We start from the raw sequence: 18,896 nt of genomic DNA, 5'->3' as shown, positions 1-18,896 counted from the left end.
AAACAGAACAATGAAAGGGAAAAAAATAGCGCTGATGGCCTGCGTTTTGTCGCTGCTGAGCGGTTGCGACAAGCCATCTGACTCAGCAAGCGAACAGCCTGTTTTACGCGTGGGGGCCACGCCGGACGGTTACCCGCACTACTTTGTGCAGGACGGTGAAGTTCAGGGGTTTAGCGCGGATATTTTGCAGGCGGTGGCCGATAAAATTCACTATAAAGTGGAGTGGGTGACCTCTGACTGGGTCGGTGTGCTGGGATCGCTGGAAACCGGTAAGGTCGATACGGTCGGTAACTTTGCGGATACCCCGGAGCGCCGGAAAAAGTATGATTACAGCGTCCCGTATTACTACTCCGCTGCGGCACTGGCGGTCAGTGAAAATAACACCACGATCCATGGCCTGAGTGATATGAAAGGCAAAACTGTGGCGGCAGAACTCGGTTCTAACTATGCGAAGGTGCTGAAGGAGTTTGACCCGCAGAACCAGATTAAGCTGGTGACTTTTGAGGGGATGGACGTGATTGTCAGCAGCGTGGCGCAGGGGAAAGTGGATGCGTTCGTCTCCGGCCAGGTGATCCTGCTGGGGCAGATTAAGCGCAAACATTTGCCGCTGAAGGTGGTGGGAGAAACCTTTGGTGAGAAACAGGTGGCGCTGCCGTTCCGCAAAGATGAGCGGGGCAGCGCGCTGAAGGCTAAAGTGGACCAGGCGCTGGGCGAGCTGCGCGCAGACGGTACGCTGAAGAAAATTTCTGAGAAGTGGTTCGACAGCGATCTCAGCGTCAGCCATCAGCCGGCAAAAGGATAACCTGTATGTCTCTGCATCTTGCCCTGTTTCTTGATGCCACCGGTTGTCACTATTCAGGATGGCGTATGCCGGGCGCGGAACGGCCCAGCCCGACGGACTGGCACGTACTGAAATCGCTGGCATTAAAGGCGGAAGCGGCGAAGTTTGACCTGATTTTTATGGCCGACAAGCTGTCGATTGATGATGTGTATGGTGACAGTGTCACCGATGCCGTGCGCTATCGGGTGACCGAGCGACCGGAGCCGTTTACGGTGCTTTCCGCTCTGGGGGCGGTCACGGAGAAAATCGGGCTGGCCGGGACGATATCCAGCTCAGTGATCCAGCCGTTTGCCGCCGCGCGCACGCTGGCAACCCTTGATCACCTCACGGGGGGACGTGCCGGCTGGAATGTAGTGACCTCAACCAGCGATGCAGAAGCCGCAAACTACGGTCAGACACTGTTAAGCCACGATCAGCGTTATCAGAAAGCCGCTGCGTTTATTCAGGCGGTGCGTACCCTGTGGGACAGCTGGGCCGACGATGCCATCGTGGCGGATCGTGAAAGCGGAGTATATGCACGCGGCGAATGTATTCGCTATGCAGGCATTGAGACACCCTGGTTTACCAGCCGTGGGCCGCTGAATCTGTCACGCCCGCCACAGGGGCATCCGGTCACCTTCCAGGCGGGCGGTTCCGGACCGTTTATGGCGCTGGCAGCACGCGAAGCCGATGCCGTCTTTGCCGCTGAGAAACCGGATCTGGCCTCGGCCCAGGCGTATTACGCGCAGTTAAAGGCGCTGGTGGTGGCGCAGGGACGTGCGGCGGACAGCCTGAAGATCCTGCCGGGGTTGCAACCGGTGATTGGGCGTACGCAGAAAGAAGCCGATGAGTTACTCGCCGAGCTGACGCGTCTGCATCATCCGCTGGCAACGCTGACGCACCTGTCGAACACCATGAACTATGACTGGGCGCAGCACGATCTCGACGGCCCGATGCCGGACATTGCCGATACACTGGCACGACGTGAGCGTTTTGCGCCAATGCTGAATCAGGCACGTGCGCAGGGCATGACAGTGCGGCAGTTTACCCGCTGGATTGCCGGATCGGGGTTTACCGTTGCCGGTACAGCCTCTGCGCTGGCGGAGCGGATCGCGCTCTGGTATCAGCAACGGGCAGTCGATGGATTTGTGGTGATGCCGCCCTGGGTGCCGGGCGCGTCAGATGCCTTCTTCAACGAGGTGGTGCCGTTATTACAGGAAAGAGGCGTGTTCCGTGACGAGTATCAGTCAGATACGTTACGCGGGCATCTGGGGCTGGAACGTCCCACGCGCTGAAAATATCAGGCAAAAACGGAAGGGGGTGATCCCTTCCGCTTTCAGCAGCCCAGTTTACTTAACAGCGGCCACTGCAACATCAATGTATCAATCAACTGATCCAGTTCCGCGCGCGTCGCACCCTCACGCGCACGTACCGACATCCCCTGCAACAAACAGCAGAGATACGCCGCCAGCGCACTGACGCGGGTGTTCGGGTCAAGCTCTCCGGCCGCCTGCCGCGCCTGCAAAAACGCCAGCAGATGCTGTTCCTGATTGCTGTGCCGGTCGCGCAGCATTTCGGCCACTTCCGACGAATCCGCTGACAGGGTGCTGGAGGTGCAGATAAAGAAGCAGCCTCCGGGTTTTTTACCGTCGGTGAAACAGGCAGCCGTTGAACGGAAATAGTTCTCTATACCGCTCGCAACACAGCTTTCCGGGCAGCTCAGCGCCGCTTCACTCTGGCGGGCAAACTTCTCTGTATAGCGATCGACAGCGGCACGGAACATCCCTTCTTTATTGGTAAATTCCGCATACAGCGTTGGCGCTTTCGCACCCGTGGCTTCCACCAGATCTGCCAGTGACGTGCCTTCGTAGCCATGGCGCCAGAACAGTTCCAGCGCTTTATCCAGCGCGGCTTCCCGGTCAAACGTTTTTGGCCGTCCCCGGCCTTTTCTGATGCCTGCGTCCTGCTCAGTATTCATCATTCCTCACTTACGCAATCCCGCTCGGTCATTTAATTATCAATCAGTATAAAAACATTAAACCCCGCTGTCGAGCGGCGTTTACATGTGCTGTGATCTGGCGTTAAGAAGAAAAAAATATAACTTTATTGTAAATAAATTCAAGATGTTAGTTTTTAAATTAGCGATCGTTAATAAAACAATGTTGACGGAGATCACAAACAGGCATAACATTTACCTATCGATCGTTAATTAATAACGACGGCAACATCAAACAACCGAATTCAACTGAGAGTAAAATTATGAAAACCATCAAAATGACCCTGGCCGCTATCGCACTGACTTCCGTATCTTTCGCCGGTTTTGCCGCTGATCTCGTGAATGCCGATCCCGCTCAGCAACAGCAGGTAGGTGTCATTTCTGCCAGCGGCGCGTCTAACCTCTCTTCACTGGAATCCCAGCTGTCTGCAAAAGCGGACCAGGCGGGCGCGAAATCATTCCGAATCACTTCCACTGTCGGTGACAATAAACTGAACGGCACCGCGGTGATTTACCAGTAATAGCGATGACTATGAATGAGCATCAAGGGGATAGTATGAAACTTAGCAAATCCGCCCTTGTTGCCGTCATCCTGAGCACGATGTCTGGTGCCAGCCTGGCAGCACTTCCTGAAGGGCAAGTGAGTACGGTTCCACCTGCGGTGGCCACGACCTATGTTACCGGCAGCACCACGCTGGTATCCCTGGACGTTCAGCTCTCGGGAACGCCTGCCTTACCTGCGGCAAGACCGTTAGCGATAGCCCGGGTGACGGGTGCGAACAGTCTGTATGGCACCACCATCAGCTATCACTAAAATGTATTTTGAAAACCGCCGCTTATCCGGCGGTTTTTTTATGCGAAAAAAAAGCCACTACGCTACTATCGACACGGAAGCCAGCCATGTGAATCAGGAGCAGCAATGACCATTCTGGGATGGGTAAGTGAAAAGGACCGACAGCAGTCTCTTTGCTATACGCCGTACCTACCCTCGACTCACTTCTACGAAAAACACCACTCCGCGCCGATTTATGCCACTCCGCAGGCCATCCTTAATGCGGTGGAACAGTATGATATGCGTAACGATCGGGTCGCTGATGCTCTGATGACGGTGCGGGAGCTACCGGGGAAGGTGCTGCGCCTGGGCAGGCAAATCAACCCACAGCCGGAATTTGGTTTGCACACATTTACGCTGTTGCAACGTCAGGATCAGCTGATGTCGTTTGGTCTGGCCGGGCGTTTCTGGCGGCCGGATATGGGGATTATTACGCTGGAGGATGCGGCTGACTTCGGACGGCTTCAGGATAAGGGGGGGGCCCGGCTGGTACTGCATTTTCACCTGTTACCTGATGGAGAAGCGTGGCGGTTATGTACTGAAACCTTTATTGGCTGCCCGGATACCCGTACCCGTCTTAAACTGCTGCCTTACTGGTTGCTGATCCGTGCAGCCAGTGGACTGATACGTCGCCGGACGCTGGCTGCAATCCGGCGACAGGTTTCAGCGCCCGTGCGCGGGCGCTGAATCTCTTCAGATAAAGCGCGACAGGGTATAGCAGCGCTCTGCCTCCGGGGTGATGTCGGTCATGTGCATGGCACCATGGATCAGGCCATCGAGCCAGTGGAGGTTTACGTTCACACCTTCCGTGATAAGACGCCGGGCAAAGGCCTCGCCTTCATCCCTCAACGGATCGTATTCACACAGTAACAATGTTGTCGCTGGTAAGCCGCGTGCCGATGACAGGAGCAGGGGGGAAATCAGCGATGTTTCCGGCAGCGGCTGCTGGCCAAGATAATGCTGCCAGCAGAAAGCCATCATTTCTTTTGTCAGCCCGAAGCCCTGCCCACAGGTCTGATAAGAGGGTTGTGACAGGCTGGCATCCAGCGCCGGATAGAGCAACAGCTGATGATAAATGGCAGGACCTCCCCGGTCCCGTGCCATCAGACATACCGCTGCCGCAAGATTCCCCCCGGCACTGTCACCTCCCACGGCAATCTGTGTGCTGTCCAGATCCCAGTCTGTGGCATGGTCGCTGATCCAGCACAGCGCCTGCCAGAGATCGTTTAACGGCACGGGCCAGCGGTGTTCCGGTGCAAGCCGGTAGTCGACAGAAAATACCACGCACCCGGTGTTTTCTGCCAGCAGGCGGCAGGGTCGGTCCCACGCCGTGAGGCTGCCCAGGCACCATCCTCCCCCGTGAGCCCAGATCAGCGCCGGGCGTCCTGTCTCCTGTTCCAGCGCGCAGGGCACATAGACCCGTACGGTGATGGCGTGCCCGTCGCTCGCGGGAAAGGTGAAACTGTGCTGATAATGCCCATCGCGGGCTTCGCCCTGCTGCGTTATCAGACTGAGATCGGTCTGGTGGCGAAGTGCCGCCAGTGACAACGACTCTGCCGGCACCTGCCGGGCAAGCCAGGCCGCAACGTCTTTATTCAGCGGCATGGGTTATTCCCTGTAAAAATGGCAGGACCAGGTGACAGAATGCCTCAGGGCACTCTTCGGTAATAAAGTGGCCGCAGTTCTCCACCATGGCATTTTGCAGGTAAGGTGCGACGGGCTGCATCGTCAGATAGGGCGCATCACGGGTGGCATGTTCTGCGCCAATGGCCAGCACGGGCATCGGCAGCGGTGTCAGGGCGCGGCGCTGATTTTGACGCACGGTTTCAGGTATGGCGCGATAATAACTGAAACCAGCCTGAAGCCGTCCGGGCTCGCTATAGGCCTGGATATAGATATCGGCCGCCACCCGGTGACGCTGCCATGACCATTTGTCAAAGATAAAACTGAGATAGGCGCGTTCGCGGCCCGTGGTGAGCGCCTCTGGCAGGTCGGCCAGCTGATTAAACATAAAGTGCCAGAGGAAGATATTTTCCTGGGGATCAACAAAAATTGACGGGGCGGGTGCCAGCCCGGGGATCACCGCTTCGGTCAGGATCAGCCGTTCAATCGCCTCGGGAAAATCAGCGGCCAGCGCGTAACCCACCCACATACCGATATCGTGGCCGATGGCCTGGTAGCGGGTGTGTCCCAGCTGTGTCATCAGCTGGTGGGCCACTGCCGCGATATTCCCGGTGTCGTAACCGCCTGCGGGTGCCTCAGACTCTCCGGTGCCCGGCGGGTCGATGGCCACCGTGGTAAAGCCTTGCTGTGCCAGTGTTGTCATGACGTCACGCCAGGCAAACCAGGTTTGCGGCCATCCTGGCAGCAGCAGCACGGCCGGGCCTTCACCCTCGGTGACACAGTGCAGTTTTCGTCCTGCAATCCGCAGATAATGGTGTTTCTTTTCCATAATCAGTCGATTCCCAGCAGTGTGTTTATCTGCGTCTGGCTGACGCGGGCAGCGGCAAAATCATCAAACACGGTATCGGCCACGTTGATAATGTGACGACGGATAAATTCGGCCCCTTCCTGTGCGCCATCTTGCTTGTTCTTCAGACAGCACTCCCATTCCAGCGCGGCCCAGCCGGGATAATCGTACTGCGCCAGTTTTGAGAAGATGGCAGGGAAGTTCACCTGCCCGTCACCGGTCGAACGAAAACGCCCGGCGCGCTCGGTCCAGGACTGATAGCCGCCGTAGAGTCCCTGGCGCCCCGTTGGTATGAACTCGGCATCCTTCACGTGAAACATGCGGATGAAAGGATGATAGATATCGATAAAATCCAGATACTTCAGTTGTTGAAGAACAAAGTGGCTGGGATCAAACAGGATTTTGCAGCGAGGGTGGTGCCCGGTACGCTGTAAAAACATCTCGAAGCTGATGCCATCGTGCAGATCTTCCCCCGGATGAATCTCAAAGCACAGATTCACGCCCAGCTCTCCTGCCTCATCCAGCACGGGTCGCCAGCGGCGGGCCAGTTCATCAAAGGCACTCTCCACCAGTCCCGCCGGGCGCTGGGGAAAAGGAAAGATATAGGGCCAGGCCAGTGAGCCGGAAAAGGTGCCGACATCTTCTAAGCCCAGACGCGATGCTGCCTTAAGGGTGGCCAGCAACTGTGTTTTCGCCCAGGCCTGTCGGGCCGACGGTTCACCGCGCAGCGCGGGCGGTGCGAAGCCGTCACACAGGGTGTCATAGGCGGGATGAACGGCCATCAGCTGGCCAAAAATATGGCTGGTCAGTTCACTGATCGTCAGACCGCGTTCGGCCAGGCGTCCCCGCAGATCGTCGGAGTAAGTCTGGCTCTGTGCTGCCGTATTGACGTCGAACAGACGACTATCCCAGGCGGGAATTTGTAACGCCTTGAACCCCTTTTCCTGTGCCCAGTTGGCGAGATTGTCGAGGGTATTAAAGGGATAAATATCGTCGCTGAACTGTGCCAGATGCAGGCTGGGGCCTTTGAGGGTTTTCATATACTTTCCTATTGGTTGTCAATCAACAAACAATAGGGGCGCGGCCTGTTTCTGGCAACCTGTGATCGCGGCGGCAGCACAAAGGGTTCATCTTCCTGTGTTTGAGGTGATTGATTTACAGTAGGCTTTTACAAAATATGCAGGATAATAGGTGCTGATTTTCGCGACTAATTGGAAATATTATGGCGGGCAGACCAAGAGAATTTGACCGGCAGATGGCACTGGTTCAGGCCCGGGATCTGTTCTGGCGCCACGGCTATGAAGGCACTTCCCTGTCTGACCTCGTGGCGGCGCTGGGGATCGCCTCGGCACGTATTTATAAAGCGTTCGGCTCGAAAGAGCAGCTGTTCCGTGAAGCTATCGGCCATTACGAGCAGCAGGAAGGGGGATTTGCTGAACGCGCCCTGCGGCACCCTGATATCCAGGTGGCCATCAGAGAGATGCTGGAACAGGCCGTCCGTTTATATGCCCGCCCTGAGGCGCCGCTGGGCTGTATGGTGGTGTCGGCGACGGGCGCTTTAAGTGAAGATCATTCGCTGCTGAGTGAATGGCTGATGCAGCAACGCACCCGTCGCACCCGGGGGATCGTTGAGCGAATGCAGCAGGCGGCAGAGGCTGGGCAACTGTTAGCGGGAACCGATACGGAAAGTCTGGGAAACTATTACGCTACGGTGTTGCATGGCCTTTCTGTTCAGGCCCGTGATGGCGTCAGCCGTGAGGCACTGTACCCGGTGGTGCGTTGCTCACTGCTGCTGTTGCAGAACACGCGCACACCCGAATAAATCGCGATATCACGGATGGCCCGCCGCCTCCCTGCGTTTGCCATCTGTGATCCCGCTATTCTGTGGTGATATAGCGCTGTCGGGTTCTATCAAAATGGTAATCGACGGTGATATCGGCCTTCTCGCTGTAGCAGTTCAGCCACACCATTTTTCCTGTGTTATCACTCTCCATATTCTGATAAATCGCCGTCATAAAGAAGCCAAACTGACACGGGGGCCGCTGCGGGTTAATCGTCTGGTCAGTGTTGCCGGTTTTTTTATTGACGACACTGATGCTGTCGATGGCGATGCCATCCGTGCTGGCCTGATAGTGGCCAATAAAGCTGTGGGTCGCGGTTTGCCCCCAGAAAGGAATATCAACCAGCTGGCCAGTGACGCTGCCCTCGTTGGTATTGTCCAGCGAGGTGGTGTGCTTCAGTGCAACGACATAGCGTTTTTCCCCCTGCTGCCAGTGTCCGGTCAGCGCTTCGCCCTTGCGCGTCAGGCGAAACGGGCAGGAGTGCGTATCAAAACCCTTTTGTGTTCCCTGAACCAGCGCACGGTCATAGTCCTCTGCACCATGAACTTCACAGAGTTCGATCGCGTCAGCGGTGCGTTTACCGTATAGCGGGATGGGGGCATGATACTTATCGTAATAATAGCTGCCCTTGATGTTGAGCCCACTGCCATAGCTGTCGTATTCCTGCAATGACAGATGTATCGGCCAGGCGCCGAGCGAACCTTCATAGTTATCCACCACATACCATCCGGCGTGGGCGCTGCCGGCGAGTAAGAATGCGGCGATCGTCAGGCCTGTTGTCATCTTCATGGTTCTCTTTTCTTCCCTGTATTTTCAGTGGTGATGGCTGCCTGTTCATCGGTAACGCTGGCCTGTAACAGCCGGGTCATGGCCTGTAAATTAGTGGATTGTGTGCCTTTACGCCAGATCAGCCAGATGGCAATTTTGCCGCGTCCGCCGCTAAGCGGGTAGGATCGTACGCTGTCCCTGCCGGGCATACTGGCCAGCATGCTGGCGGGGATCAGCGCCAGTCCTGCCCCGGCGCTGACGCAGGCGAGAATACCGTGGTAAGACTCCATCTCAAAAATCTTACCCGGTGCGGCATCTTCCCGTGAAAACCAGTTTTCAAAATGCCGGCGGTAGGAGCAGTTGGCGCGGAACGCGTAGATAGTTGAACCGGAGATACTGGCCGCGCTGGGTACCGGGGGATGATTCAGCGCGGCAATCAGCACCAGTTCTTCGGCAAACACCGCCACGCCCTCCAGCTGTGGATGCTTTGGCGGCCCGTCAACAAAGGCGGCACTGTACTGTCCGGCCAGCACACCATCGATCATATCCCCGGACGGGCCGGTGGTCAGATCCAGCTCGACCTGGGGCCAGGTTTGATGATAACGCGCAATCAGCGGCGGCAAGCGCACGGCCGCGGTGCTTTCAATCGCCCCCAGGGTGAAGATGCCGCTGGGATGCTGACCGGACACGCTCTGCCGCGCTTCTTCCGTCAGGGCCAGAATGCGCTGGGCGTAGTCGAGGAACGTTTTGCCGCTGTCGGTAATGTACAGACGCAGTTTTTCGCGCCGGAACAGGGCGCAGTCGAGTTCCTCTTCCAACTGCTTCAGACGTGTGGAAATATTGGACGGCACCCGGTGTAGCTTTTCAGCGGCCGCCGTGACGCTGCCTTCCTCTGCAATGGCACGGAAAATTTCAAGCTGGGCTAATTCCATATCATTCTCTTTTTAAGCTAATAATTTTCTCTATTATTCATTTTAAAAGAATCTCTCGCAAGCCTATGATGACGGTATATCGCGTCGTTTGGGTGAATACGCGGCGCCACATTCTCTGTTTTCTGATAAGGCGGTCATCATGACAAATGTCTCTTCTGCGGTAGCAGTTTCACGTAATCCGGCGACGGGCGAGATCATTGCCCGTTATCCTTTCGCCAGCAGCGCGGATGTCAGCGAGGCGCTGGCGTCTGTTAACTCGGCGTTTCAGCAGTGGCGCCACAGTGCAATGAGCGACCGTGTGGCGTTGTTGCAAAACATCGCAGGCGGACTGCGTCAGCAGGCCCAGGCACTGGCCGATATGATGACCCGTGAAATGGGTAAGCCTGTCGATCAGGGGCTGGCTGAAGTGGAAAAAAGCGCCAGGTTGTGCGAATGGTATGGTGAGCATGGTCCGGCATTCCTCAAGCGTGAACCGACGCTGGTGGAAGGTAACAAAGCCTTCGTGGACTATCTGCCACTCGGCCCGGTGCTGTCCGTGATGCCGTGGAACTTCCCGGTGTGGCAGGTGCTGCGTGGTGCTGTACCCATCATGCTGGCGGGCAACAGCTATTTGCTTAAACCGGCACCGAACGTGATGGGCTGTGCGCTGTTATTGCGAGATATTCTGACGAATGCCGGTGTGCCGCAGAACTTATTTGCTGTCGTGAATGCTGACAATGACGGTGTGGCACAGGCGATCGGCGATAAACGTATTGCCGCCGTGACGGTAACGGGCAGCGTGCGTGCCGGTGCGGCCATCGCCGCGCTCTCCGGGGCCGCGATTAAGAAATGCGTTCTGGAGCTGGGCGGATCCGATGCTTTTATCGTGCTGGCCGATGCAGATATCGATGCGGCCGTGAAGGGCGCTATCGCCGGGCGTTTTATGAACAACGGACAGATCTGTATCGCGGCAAAACGCATTATTGTGGAGGCGGCGGTGTTTGAACAGTTCAGCGAGAAATTTGTCAGTGCCGTCAAAGCGATGAAAGTTGGCGATCCGCGTGAGTCAGGGACCTGGATTGGCCCGATGGCACGCTTCGATCTGCGTGATGAACTGGCCGCGCAGGTGCAGGCAACGTTGAAAGAGGGCGCCACGCTGCTGCTGGGCGGCCACGCGCTACCGGGAGAAGGGAACTGGTATGCGCCAACGGTTCTCAGTGATGTCAAACCCGGCATGACCAGCTTTGATCAGGAACTGTTCGGGCCGGTGGCCTCGCTGATTGTGGCAGACGATGCTGCGCATGCCGTTGAGATGGCCAATGATTCTGAGTTCGGCCTGGGCGGCAGCCTGTGGAGCCGCGATCTTGCCAGGGCACAACAGCTGGCGTCGCAGATTGAAACGGGGGGGATGTTTATTAACTCCCCGAGCTTCTCCGATCCGCGTGTGCCGATCGGTGGCGTGAAGAAAAGCGGGTTTGGCCGTGAGCTGTCACACTTCGGCCTGCGTGAGTTTACCAATACTCAGACGGTCTGGATTGAGTCCTGATTGTCTTCGGCCGCCGGGTAGTGGCTGCTGAGCCAGTGCTCAAGACCTTCCGGTGCCAGAGGGCGTGAATAATAAAACCCCTGGATCTCATCACAGCCTAAACGCTGCAATGAGGCCAGGGTTTGCTGATCTTCCACCCCTTCGGCCAGTACCACATAGTGCAGCTCTTTCAGCATGGTGATGACATGGCGGGCGATAACTTCGCTGGCCGGGTCGTGAGAAAGCTTCTGGATCAGCGATCGGTCCAGCTTTATCACATCCACCGGAATACGGCACAGCGTATTGATATTGCTGTAGCCGGAACCAAAATCATCCAACGCTATGCGGAAACCGCGCAGCTTAAGTTTATCCAGCCCCCGCCGTGCATCAGGATTCCCCAGTACCTGCTCGGTCTCAAGACATTCAATGCACAGATCGTCGGGATTAAGCCCGGCATTGAGCATCTTCTCTTCCAGCTTATCGGCAAAGTCCGCACGTGAAAAATCACTGACGCACAGATTCACCGAGGCCGGCAGGTTTAGCCCGGTACTGCGCCACTGACGCAGCTGCGCCAGGGTGTGGTCGATCACCCAGTCAGTTAACTCTTCCATCAGGCTGGTTTGTGCCACCAGCGGGATAAATTCATCCGGCGGAATATTGCCGAACAGCGGATGATCCCAGCGCAGCAGGGCTTCCAGTCCGACCGGTTTACCGTGCAGCAGGGAGATCTGCGGCTGATAAACCAGGTACAGCCCTTTGTTGCCGCGCAGCGCTGCCGCCAGGTCATGCAACAGGCGGAAGTTCTGGCTGTTACGGCCATCACTGTCAGCATTGTAGGCCATGTAACTCTGCTTCAGCGTGATGGCTTCATGCAGGGCGCTGACCGCCCGACGCAGCACTTCAGTGACCTGTGACTCAGCCGGAACAAAGCTCACCTCACCGAGGTGCGGTTTAGCATCAATCGTAATATTGTCAAAAATCTGGGCGCGTATGCCGCCGAGCCGCTTGCTGAGCTCACGGGCGCGGGCACCATTATTCTTGCCACTCAACAACGCAAAACGGCCAACCGCGACGGTATACAGCACGTCGTCATCTTCCAGCTGCAGACGCGAACGCAGCATGGATGTCAGTTCTTTGAGCAGGCTTTCTACCGCATTCATTCCTACCGAACGCGCAATCTCATATGCACGCGGCATATCAATGCAGTCGATAAGGGTCAGATGATGAGTCTCATCGTTACCGGCCTGCTGCAACAGTTCGATATCTTTCAGCAGGCGCTGACGATTCGGTAACCGTGTCACCACGTCCTGATAACCGGCAATGTACCACGCATCCAGATAGCCGATGACCAGACCGGCTAACAGCTCCAGCAATTCAATTTTGTCATCAGAAAATGTCTGAGGTTTGATATCGGTAACACACAGGGTGCCGATGAGTATGCCATCACGATTACGCAGGGGAGCACCGACATAGAACCTTATAAAAGGCTCCCCAAGCGTCAGGGGATGCTGGCTGAAGCGCGGATCACGATGCGTATCGTTGCATACCAGCACGGTTGCCAGCGCCAGCGTATGGCGGCAAAAAGCATTCTGCAGTGACGTTTGTTTAAGGTCGAAGTTACAGGATGCTTTTATAAACTGATTCTCGTCATCGAGAATGGAGACAAAGCTGCCGGGGATGCCCAGCAGCTCACTGGTCAGCCGGGTAAATTTTTCGAGAATATCATCACGGTCCGCATCATCGGCCTTCAGCATCTCAAGGGCCGCCAGGCGTTTAGCCTCGTCGCTACAAAAAGTCCCGCTCATATTCAGATTCGCTTTCCAGATTATCGGCCGTGAAGCGGGGCCAGGCTAGGATCGGTATCGGCGGCTGTAAGCCAAACTTTATTGATTACATGACGAAATTGTTTAATCAATAAAAAATGTGAGAGAGAGGCGACAAATATCAGTGGGATACAGACAGGATGCGCCTGACGTGCGCTGCTCTCTCAGAGGAGCCGGCGCAATACAGGCACGTGCTGACGCACATTCTGCGGATAACCTTGTGCAAAAGAAGCGTGAACATGTTGAGTAACCTGTCGTGTATCCTGAATGGTGTTTCCATTTGGATGATGTTGCGGGCCTGCTTTACGCCAGCGTGCAGCGGCTGTTTAAACGGGTGTTGTAATCTTTCCCTTCTCAGGATGCGACCATGAGTGATTTCCCAGACATTTCTATCGGCATGCTGTTGTTCCCCGGATTAACCTCACTGGATTTGACCGGACCGTATGAGGTTTTTGCCTGTGCGCCTGGGGCGAAAGTCCACCTTATCTGGAAGACCCTCGACCCTGTCATCTCCGATCGCGGGCTGGCGATGCTACCGACACAGACCTTCGAAAGCTGTCCGCCGTTAGATGTGATTTGCATACCTGGCGGTCCGGGGCAGATAAACCTGATGGACGATGACAGCACGCTTGCGTTTATCAGGCACCAAAGCCAGCAGGCCAGGCTGGTGACGTCCGTCTGTACAGGCTCCTTGATCCTGGGGGCGGCAGGGTTGCTTCAGGGATATAAAGCCACGTCTCACTGGTCATCGTCCGACCAGCTTGCTCTTCTGGGCGCAGAACCTGTCAGTGAGCGGGTGGTTCGGGATGGTAATCGTATTACCGGTGCGGGCGTGACGTCGGGGATCGACTTTGCGTTGTATGTGGTGGCCGAACTTTACGGCGTTGAAATCGCACAAAACATTCAGCTGGGTCTGGAATATGATCCCGAGCCCCCCTTTAATAGCGGATCTCTGCATTCTGCACCGCAAGAGCAGGTCAGACAGATAAGAGAACGGCTTGCCCCCTTTATTGAAAAGAGACGATTAGCGACGCTGAAAGCGGCAGGCAGACTGAAAGGGTAAATTATTGGTCCAGACCTGCATCATGTAGAGCCTGATTTCGACGATCTATGACCAGCCGAGCCAGTTCCTGATCGTCCAGCGCGTCACGCATGCGCTCATAGAGTTCAGCAGTAATGCAGTAAAAACGCAGGCTGATTTCTGTGCAATATGGTAACAGGATAACCTTTGCCGGAACCCACTGTTGGCATTGGGTTTTTCTTCAATTCGCTAATGCTGGCACTGATATCACTTAGAATGATGTTTGGCATTTTACGCTCCGGGAATCTGTTAACGGGTCTTATAGTCTGGGCGATCTGACCCGTTAACAAGTCTTTATCAGTGATTAGTCAAGAAGAATAATTATTTGCTGACCGATCAGCATTGCGGAAGTTTCTTCAATTTACAGGATGATTCCGCAAAAAAAATCCGGGCCGGTTCAGCCGCCGAACGCCGGAATTCGCATAAAAAACCACATGTAGTGGCTATTCACTGCTGGCAAGGCACAAGATATGGGGTGAGAACGCAGGGCGAGGGCGTGCGGAAGAATACCAGTTTTACCGCACGGGGAAGATTAAGGTGCAGTCGTGTTGAAGATGAATGGCTGACGCTGTGGAGGACGCTTAACAAAGGCACATTGAAAAATGCACTGGAAGTATTTTAGTCAAAGGGTATATCATGAGATTAATCCCAAAGAGCAACTTGTTTTTTCATAAAAAGGAAGTTTTGATGTCACATATAAATTTTGAAGAAATATCAAAAGAATGTTCAAAATATAAAACCACAAAGTTAGTTGATTCTTTGCCTGAGTTTTCCGTGAATGCTTCCCTCAGAAATTTAGTTGAATATGAGACAAGGAATTTCAAAAACTTCCACATGCATGATATTAAAAAAAGGAAGAGGAGAGATGATTTTTTCGGTAAATTAATTTCCAATGTCAATTGTCAGGAGGTTTCAGAAAGCTTAAAAAAAATACTGGCTGTATGTCAGGTGTCTGAAAGTTACATTGACGATATCAAGACAGAGCTGAACGCGACTCCACTCATGGCGAAGGATGTTCAGACTCAGTGCTGGGCTGTAATTGAGAATGCTTTAAATAAAGGTTGCTATTTGCTCAGTTCAGTAGAGTCAAATATTGAATCTTATGGTGAAAACGTTAAACCATTGACATTAAACAGTAAAAATATTTTAAATGAAGATGGTGAGTCATTTTCACCTGACTCAGCATTGGATAAAATAGTTAGGTTTCTAACGTTGACTATAAAAATGTTCTCTTATGAGCATAAGTTATCGGATTCAGGAGAAATAATAATCCCAGGGCGAATTCACGTTGAAGAATCGGTCATTGCTGAAGCTTCCGAAGTGTTCTATTACTCACTGCTATGGAATGAACTTATTACCTGTACTAAAAGCTGCATTCTTTTTGATAATGATATACAAATTGCAAAAAAAGAAGATATACCTGACAATTATAAACAAGATGGTCTGGAAGACGCTCTAATGTTCAACCGGACTATTGATGATTTTGAGCGGTATGATGAAATTTCTAATGAAAGGCTATCCAGGCAATTAAGTCAGAACTTTTGGGAGACTCTTGCAAATAATAATATAGAAGGCAGGGTGCCAAAGTATGTTACTGATTGGTCAGGAACCATGCGAGAGCCTATTATAATTGAAGAGTTACCGTACTTAAATGCGCTGATGGAAGCAGTCGCGAGTCATGATTTTAATGATGTTGTTTTAGAGTTGAGCCTTCGTGAATGGGTCAGGGGGTATTCTGTCATAGCCTATCTGTCTAAAAAAATAAAAAATAAAGTGGTTTATACTAAGGGCGAACTAAATAGTGTGCTGCGACTCGGAGGATTCAGCGAAGAGAAAGCAGGTATTTTTATTGCGAATATTACATTTGGCGATGATAGTCGAGATATATATGATTCGCCACTTGTGAAAATGTCAGATTCTTCATTTTTTCTGTTTACTCCTGCATACACTTCCCCAGCCATAAGTAACATAGTACTTTCAAAGTTCTCGTCTAAACAAGCGGATCTGACAAAAAAAGGTTACGGCTTTGAAAAGGATATTATCAGTAAGTTAAATGAACATAACCTTACCAATAAAAGTTTTAAGTTCAAGCGTGGTAGTGAAGAATTTGAGTATGATGCTGTTTTCTTACTGGATGATAAAGCCTTTATCTTAGAGTGTAAAAACACTAATTTGTCTGGTGGTTCTGTAACGAGAGCTTATCAAAAGAAAAAATTAATTTCCGATACCATATTGCAGGTAAAAAGATTGGTGGAAGGACTGACTTCATACCCAGAAGTATTCAGGGAGAATTTTGGGAAAGATATCATTGATTATGAATTGATACCCGTCATCATGAATAATCTTCCATTCTCTATTCCAGGTGAAATTAATGGTGTCTACGTCAGCGATTCGTCTTCTTTTGGTAGGCTTATAAGGTCGCGTTATATTAATTCTGGAATAATAAGTCGCGAGGATGAATTTCAAATTACAGATAAAAAACCCGCTTTTTCAATGTGGGAGAGTGATGCTTTATCTGCCTCTGACATTATTAATCACTTTAATGACCCGGTGCAATTAAAAGATTTCCTCAAACATCAAAAAATAGAAAAGCACCCATTAAGAGTGAATAGAAGAAAAATGTTTTTTAATGTAGTGAGAGAAACCGACTTCGATACCATGAGTGCTGAGCAAAGTGAGTACTTTGTTAATGTGCATGGATTGAAACGGGATTAGCCACTTATTGTAACGGCAGTATAATAATAAAATTGCGGATGTCAGTTTTTACACTGGTATCTGTAAAATTATTTCCTCTTTGTTTTTATCAAACGCATCATTTTTTATCCTGACTCCACCAAAAAGTTAGAATGGTCTATATTGCCAGCCGCGTTTCGCTTGGCAAGTTTTCCACTAATCCTCCTAATATTTCTGCCTGCATTAGTTACAAAAGATAAAGTTTGGTCACCAAGTAGTGAAATAAAATTAATAATGAAAAAACCAATTTTTTAATTCATTAAAATTAACCAAGCGGGACTTTTTCAACACCAACTCTAGATGTAATTTAACATAATTAACGTTATGCGAAGTTAAGTTATTGATTTTATGATAATAAATGCTTTGCTCTTTAACTTGCCTAAATCACAGGCATGTAAAATATTCCTGCTTAATCCCTTCACTCGCATGCTATTTAACTCTATAATATTGGGTATTATAACCAGTAAATGGCAATAAAAACCATTATGATGGATTTAACCCTCAGCAAGCCCGATGAAATTGTTAAGTTGCTCTGCGAGCGACTGCGCAAAGAGCGCCTCCTGCAACAAATGACCCAGGCCGACGTGGCTGCCAGGGCCGGGATCGGTGTGAACACCGTGTCCAACCTGGAGTCCGGGCGCAATGTGGGGTTTGAAAATCTGGTGAGAGTGGCGATGGTACTCGGCCGTGGGAAAGAGCTGGAGTCGCTCTTTGCCCCTCAGATCGACAGTCTGGACGATTTGCTGCGTTTTGAGAAAACCGCCACCCGTCAGCGGGTCAAAAAGAGTACGCATCATGGTGAATAAAGTGGATGTCTGGTACGAAGGATGGGGCGACCGCTGGCTCTGGGGATCGCTGGTATCCTCTACGGCGATCACCGGGCGGCCGGTGATCCTGTTTGAGTACAGTGAAGAGGCCATCCGTCGTGGACTGGAGCTGGCCTCCCTCACCCTGCCGCTGAAAGGCCCACGCTTACGCAAAGACTTCCCTGTTCACCAGATGGGCCTTCCCGGCCCAGTTTACGACGCGCTCCCTGATGGCTGGGGCATGCTGTTAATGGACAGACTGTTTCGCCAGCGCGGGCTAAATGCGGCACGGATTGGACCGTTAGAGAGACTGACCTGGATCGGCAACAATGCGATGGGGGCGATGTCATTTGAACCGACGCAGGCTGAGGCCGCAGGCCAGGTTGAAGAGATTGCCCTTGCGCAGCTCTCAGCAGAAGTGCAGGACGTGCTGGAGGGCGAAGGCGGTGAGTTTTTGCAAAGGCTGTTGCAGATGGGCGGTTCCCCACAGGGTGCAAGACCGAAAGCGCTGCTGTATCGCGATCCGAATAGCGGTCACTTCAGCACCGCCAGCACTCCGGGGCTTGAGGCCTGGCTCATCAAGTTCCCTTCCCGGCAGGAGCATCCGGAAGTCTGTGCCATCGAAGCTGTTTATGCCCAGTGTCTGCGTGAATGTCGTATCAGTACGCCAGACACCGCGTATTTTGCCCTTCCCAACGGACAGGCTGCTTTTGCTTCGCGGCGATTTGATCGGCAAAACGGCCTGCGTGTACCGATGCAGAGTCTTGCGGCCTACACCGGGGCCAATTATCAGATGGCGGGCGTGCTGGACTACACCAATTTTCTGCGTGCCACCCAGTTGTGCACGAATGATGTCAGGCAGAAAGCGCTGGCATTTGAACGGGTGGTGTTCAACGTGGTGTTCAACAATCGCGACGATCATCCGAAGAACTTCGCGTATTGTATGTCAGCCAGTGGCGAGTGGACGCTGGCGCCGGCATATGATGTGACATACTGTGAAGGCCCGGGTGGCTATCATCAGATGGACGTGATGGGCGAAGCGCTGGATATTGGCCGCGAACATCTGCTCGCACTGGGTGAACAGGAAACGGAACTGACCGCCTCGCAGATAGATGCGAGGCTGGAGAAGCATTGCACCATTGCCTCCGGTTTTGCCAGCAAGGCGGAGGAGCTGTTTCCCGGACGCATCACCGCTGAGACGCTGCGCACCCTACAGGGACGTATCGATGACAATATTGCGCGCATGCAGAAGTAGTTTTCGTCCGCGGGCTGGCCGTTCCGCCATTCGTT

Annotated in this window: 19 protein-coding genes and 1 pseudogene; 12 read left to right on the top strand and 8 right to left on the bottom strand. The window is 53.0% G+C overall.

Translation table 11 applies throughout. The features are described 5' to 3' along the window. Positions 1 to 10: 10 nt before the first annotated feature. Both LJN55_RS23545 and LJN55_RS23540 read left to right on the top strand, forming a co-directional pair. On the top strand, positions 11 to 802 hold the full coding sequence (locus LJN55_RS23545) for an amino acid ABC transporter substrate-binding protein (RefSeq protein WP_227536500.1): 792 nt from the start codon (positions 11 to 13) through the stop codon (positions 800 to 802). 5 nt (positions 803 to 807) lie between these two features. Then, complete coding sequence (locus LJN55_RS23540; RefSeq protein ID WP_133846744.1) at positions 808 to 2,115, top strand: NtaA/DmoA family FMN-dependent monooxygenase; 1,308 nt, start codon at positions 808 to 810, stop codon at positions 2,113 to 2,115. Between the two features lie 41 nt (positions 2,116 to 2,156). Here LJN55_RS23540 and LJN55_RS23535 read toward each other — a convergent pair whose 3' ends face one another. Then, positions 2,157 to 2,798 (bottom strand): TetR/AcrR family transcriptional regulator, encoded by a 642-nt coding sequence (locus LJN55_RS23535; protein WP_133846799.1) that lies wholly within the window; start codon positions 2,796 to 2,798, stop codon positions 2,157 to 2,159. 281 nt (positions 2,799 to 3,079) lie between these two features. Here LJN55_RS23535 and bhsA point away from each other — a divergent pair, with 281 nt between their 5' ends. The 3 genes from bhsA to LJN55_RS23520 all read left to right on the top strand — a co-directional run bounded on the left by bhsA (position 3,080) and on the right by LJN55_RS23520 (position 4,335). Beyond that, positions 3,080 to 3,337: a multiple stress resistance protein BhsA gene (bhsA, locus tag LJN55_RS23530; RefSeq protein ID WP_133846745.1), complete on the top strand. Its 258-nt coding sequence runs from the start codon at positions 3,080 to 3,082 to the stop codon at positions 3,335 to 3,337. 35 nt (positions 3,338 to 3,372) lie between these two features. Beyond that, complete coding sequence (locus tag LJN55_RS23525; protein WP_133846746.1) at positions 3,373 to 3,630, top strand: hypothetical protein; 258 nt, start codon at positions 3,373 to 3,375, stop codon at positions 3,628 to 3,630. A gap of 105 nt (positions 3,631 to 3,735) precedes the next feature. Beyond that, the gene (locus tag LJN55_RS23520; protein ID WP_227536499.1) at positions 3,736 to 4,335 is read left to right on the top strand and encodes a hypothetical protein; all 600 of its coding nucleotides are present in this window, start codon (positions 3,736 to 3,738) and stop codon (positions 4,333 to 4,335) included. A gap of 6 nt (positions 4,336 to 4,341) precedes the next feature. Here the strand turns inward: LJN55_RS23520 and LJN55_RS23515 are convergent, their stop codons facing one another. The 3 genes from LJN55_RS23515 to LJN55_RS23505 are packed head-to-tail and all read right to left on the bottom strand — an operon-like array spanning position 4,342 to position 7,158. Next, a complete protein-coding gene (locus LJN55_RS23515; protein WP_133846748.1) occupies positions 4,342 to 5,253 on the bottom strand; it encodes an alpha/beta hydrolase in 912 nt (303 codons plus the stop codon). Beyond that, the gene (locus LJN55_RS23510; RefSeq protein ID WP_227536498.1) at positions 5,240 to 6,100 is read right to left on the bottom strand and encodes an alpha/beta fold hydrolase; all 861 of its coding nucleotides are present in this window, start codon (positions 6,098 to 6,100) and stop codon (positions 5,240 to 5,242) included. Before LJN55_RS23510 ends, LJN55_RS23515 begins: the two co-directional genes overlap by 14 nt. A gap of 2 nt (positions 6,101 to 6,102) precedes the next feature. Further along, the gene (locus LJN55_RS23505; RefSeq protein ID WP_133846750.1) at positions 6,103 to 7,158 is read right to left on the bottom strand and encodes a sugar phosphate isomerase/epimerase family protein; all 1,056 of its coding nucleotides are present in this window, start codon (positions 7,156 to 7,158) and stop codon (positions 6,103 to 6,105) included. Between the two features lie 182 nt (positions 7,159 to 7,340). On the opposite strand from LJN55_RS23505, the gene LJN55_RS23500 reads away from it, so the two are divergent. After that, entirely contained in the window at positions 7,341 to 7,940 is a 600-nt protein-coding gene (locus LJN55_RS23500; RefSeq protein ID WP_227536497.1) for a TetR/AcrR family transcriptional regulator, read from the top strand. A 55-nt stretch (positions 7,941 to 7,995) separates the two neighbouring features. Here the strand turns inward: LJN55_RS23500 and LJN55_RS23495 are convergent, their stop codons facing one another. Both LJN55_RS23495 and ptrR read right to left on the bottom strand, forming a co-directional pair. Then, positions 7,996 to 8,748: a hypothetical protein gene (locus LJN55_RS23495; RefSeq protein ID WP_227536496.1), complete on the bottom strand. Its 753-nt coding sequence runs from the start codon at positions 8,746 to 8,748 to the stop codon at positions 7,996 to 7,998. Next, positions 8,745 to 9,659: a putrescine utilization regulator PtrR gene (gene ptrR, locus LJN55_RS23490; protein ID WP_227536495.1), complete on the bottom strand. Its 915-nt coding sequence runs from the start codon at positions 9,657 to 9,659 to the stop codon at positions 8,745 to 8,747. The genes LJN55_RS23495 and ptrR overlap by 4 nt, the downstream gene beginning before the upstream one ends. A 139-nt stretch (positions 9,660 to 9,798) precedes the next feature. On the opposite strand from ptrR, the gene LJN55_RS23485 reads away from it, so the two are divergent. Beyond that, the gene (locus LJN55_RS23485; RefSeq protein WP_227536494.1) at positions 9,799 to 11,184 is read left to right on the top strand and encodes an NAD-dependent succinate-semialdehyde dehydrogenase; all 1,386 of its coding nucleotides are present in this window, start codon (positions 9,799 to 9,801) and stop codon (positions 11,182 to 11,184) included. Here the strand turns inward: LJN55_RS23485 and LJN55_RS23480 are convergent. Beyond that, positions 11,160 to 12,968, bottom strand: a complete 1,809-nt coding sequence (locus LJN55_RS23480; RefSeq protein ID WP_227536493.1) for a sensor domain-containing diguanylate cyclase — start codon at positions 12,966 to 12,968, stop codon at positions 11,160 to 11,162. The genes LJN55_RS23485 and LJN55_RS23480 overlap by 25 nt on opposite strands. A 385-nt stretch (positions 12,969 to 13,353) precedes the next feature. Here LJN55_RS23480 and LJN55_RS23475 point away from each other — a divergent pair, with 385 nt between their 5' ends. Further along, the gene (locus LJN55_RS23475) at positions 13,354 to 14,049 is read left to right on the top strand and encodes a DJ-1/PfpI family protein (protein ID WP_227536492.1); all 696 of its coding nucleotides are present in this window, start codon (positions 13,354 to 13,356) and stop codon (positions 14,047 to 14,049) included. Position 14,050: 1 nt separating this feature from the next. Here LJN55_RS23475 and LJN55_RS23470 read toward each other — a convergent pair. Next, positions 14,051 to 14,297 (bottom strand): annotated as a pseudogene (locus LJN55_RS23470) (type II toxin-antitoxin system Phd/YefM family antitoxin). Between the two features lie 95 nt (positions 14,298 to 14,392). Here LJN55_RS23470 and LJN55_RS23465 point away from each other — a divergent pair. From LJN55_RS23465 to LJN55_RS23450, 4 genes are all read left to right on the top strand, one after another. After that, on the top strand, positions 14,393 to 14,689 hold the full coding sequence (locus LJN55_RS23465) for a hypothetical protein (protein ID WP_227536491.1): 297 nt from the start codon (positions 14,393 to 14,395) through the stop codon (positions 14,687 to 14,689). 65 nt (positions 14,690 to 14,754) lie between these two features. After that, positions 14,755 to 16,782 (top strand): hypothetical protein, encoded by a 2,028-nt coding sequence (locus tag LJN55_RS23460; protein WP_227536490.1) that lies wholly within the window; start codon positions 14,755 to 14,757, stop codon positions 16,780 to 16,782. Between the two features lie 506 nt (positions 16,783 to 17,288). Then, positions 17,289 to 17,606 carry a helix-turn-helix domain-containing protein gene (locus LJN55_RS23455; RefSeq protein WP_133846801.1) on the top strand — a complete coding sequence of 106 codons (318 nt, stop codon included), beginning with the start codon at positions 17,289 to 17,291 and terminating at the stop codon, positions 17,604 to 17,606. Beyond that, positions 17,596 to 18,861: a type II toxin-antitoxin system HipA family toxin gene (locus LJN55_RS23450; RefSeq protein ID WP_227536489.1), complete on the top strand. Its 1,266-nt coding sequence runs from the start codon at positions 17,596 to 17,598 to the stop codon at positions 18,859 to 18,861. Before LJN55_RS23455 ends, LJN55_RS23450 begins: the two co-directional genes overlap by 11 nt. Positions 18,862 to 18,896: the final 35 nt, after the last annotated feature.

This window comes from Erwinia rhapontici, assembly GCF_020683125.1.
Classification (GTDB): domain Bacteria; phylum Pseudomonadota; class Gammaproteobacteria; order Enterobacterales; family Enterobacteriaceae; genus Erwinia; species Erwinia rhapontici.
Note: the sequence above shows the minus strand (reverse complement) of the source record. Positions and strands in the feature narration are given on the sequence as shown.

Excerpts from the sequence above, each read along its gene's own strand:
- ptrR (WP_227536495.1), bottom strand. The coding sequence starts at position 9,659 with ATGGAATTAGCCCAGCTTGAAATTTTCCGTGCCATTGCAGAGGAAGGC.
- LJN55_RS23480 (WP_227536493.1), bottom strand. The coding sequence starts at position 12,968 with ATGAGCGGGACTTTTTGTAGCGACGAGGCTAAACGCCTGGCGGCCCTT.
- LJN55_RS23460 (WP_227536490.1), top strand. The coding sequence starts at position 14,755 with ATGTCACATATAAATTTTGAAGAAATATCAAAAGAATGTTCAAAATAT.
- LJN55_RS23525 (WP_133846746.1), top strand. The coding sequence starts at position 3,373 with ATGAAACTTAGCAAATCCGCCCTTGTTGCCGTCATCCTGAGCACGATG.
- LJN55_RS23545 (WP_227536500.1), top strand. The coding sequence starts at position 11 with ATGAAAGGGAAAAAAATAGCGCTGATGGCCTGCGTTTTGTCGCTGCTG.
- bhsA (WP_133846745.1), top strand. The coding sequence starts at position 3,080 with ATGAAAACCATCAAAATGACCCTGGCCGCTATCGCACTGACTTCCGTA.
- LJN55_RS23500 (WP_227536497.1), top strand. The coding sequence starts at position 7,341 with ATGGCGGGCAGACCAAGAGAATTTGACCGGCAGATGGCACTGGTTCAG.
- LJN55_RS23450 (WP_227536489.1), top strand. The coding sequence starts at position 17,596 with ATGGTGAATAAAGTGGATGTCTGGTACGAAGGATGGGGCGACCGCTGG.
- LJN55_RS23540 (WP_133846744.1), top strand. The coding sequence starts at position 808 with ATGTCTCTGCATCTTGCCCTGTTTCTTGATGCCACCGGTTGTCACTAT.
- LJN55_RS23505 (WP_133846750.1), bottom strand. The coding sequence starts at position 7,158 with ATGAAAACCCTCAAAGGCCCCAGCCTGCATCTGGCACAGTTCAGCGAC.
- LJN55_RS23475 (WP_227536492.1), top strand. The coding sequence starts at position 13,354 with ATGAGTGATTTCCCAGACATTTCTATCGGCATGCTGTTGTTCCCCGGA.
- LJN55_RS23520 (WP_227536499.1), top strand. The coding sequence starts at position 3,736 with ATGACCATTCTGGGATGGGTAAGTGAAAAGGACCGACAGCAGTCTCTT.
- LJN55_RS23510 (WP_227536498.1), bottom strand. The coding sequence starts at position 6,100 with ATGGAAAAGAAACACCATTATCTGCGGATTGCAGGACGAAAACTGCAC.
- LJN55_RS23485 (WP_227536494.1), top strand. The coding sequence starts at position 9,799 with ATGACAAATGTCTCTTCTGCGGTAGCAGTTTCACGTAATCCGGCGACG.
- LJN55_RS23495 (WP_227536496.1), bottom strand. The coding sequence starts at position 8,748 with ATGAAGATGACAACAGGCCTGACGATCGCCGCATTCTTACTCGCCGGC.
- LJN55_RS23515 (WP_133846748.1), bottom strand. The coding sequence starts at position 5,253 with ATGCCGCTGAATAAAGACGTTGCGGCCTGGCTTGCCCGGCAGGTGCCG.
- LJN55_RS23535 (WP_133846799.1), bottom strand. The coding sequence starts at position 2,798 with ATGAATACTGAGCAGGACGCAGGCATCAGAAAAGGCCGGGGACGGCCA.
- LJN55_RS23455 (WP_133846801.1), top strand. The coding sequence starts at position 17,289 with ATGGATTTAACCCTCAGCAAGCCCGATGAAATTGTTAAGTTGCTCTGC.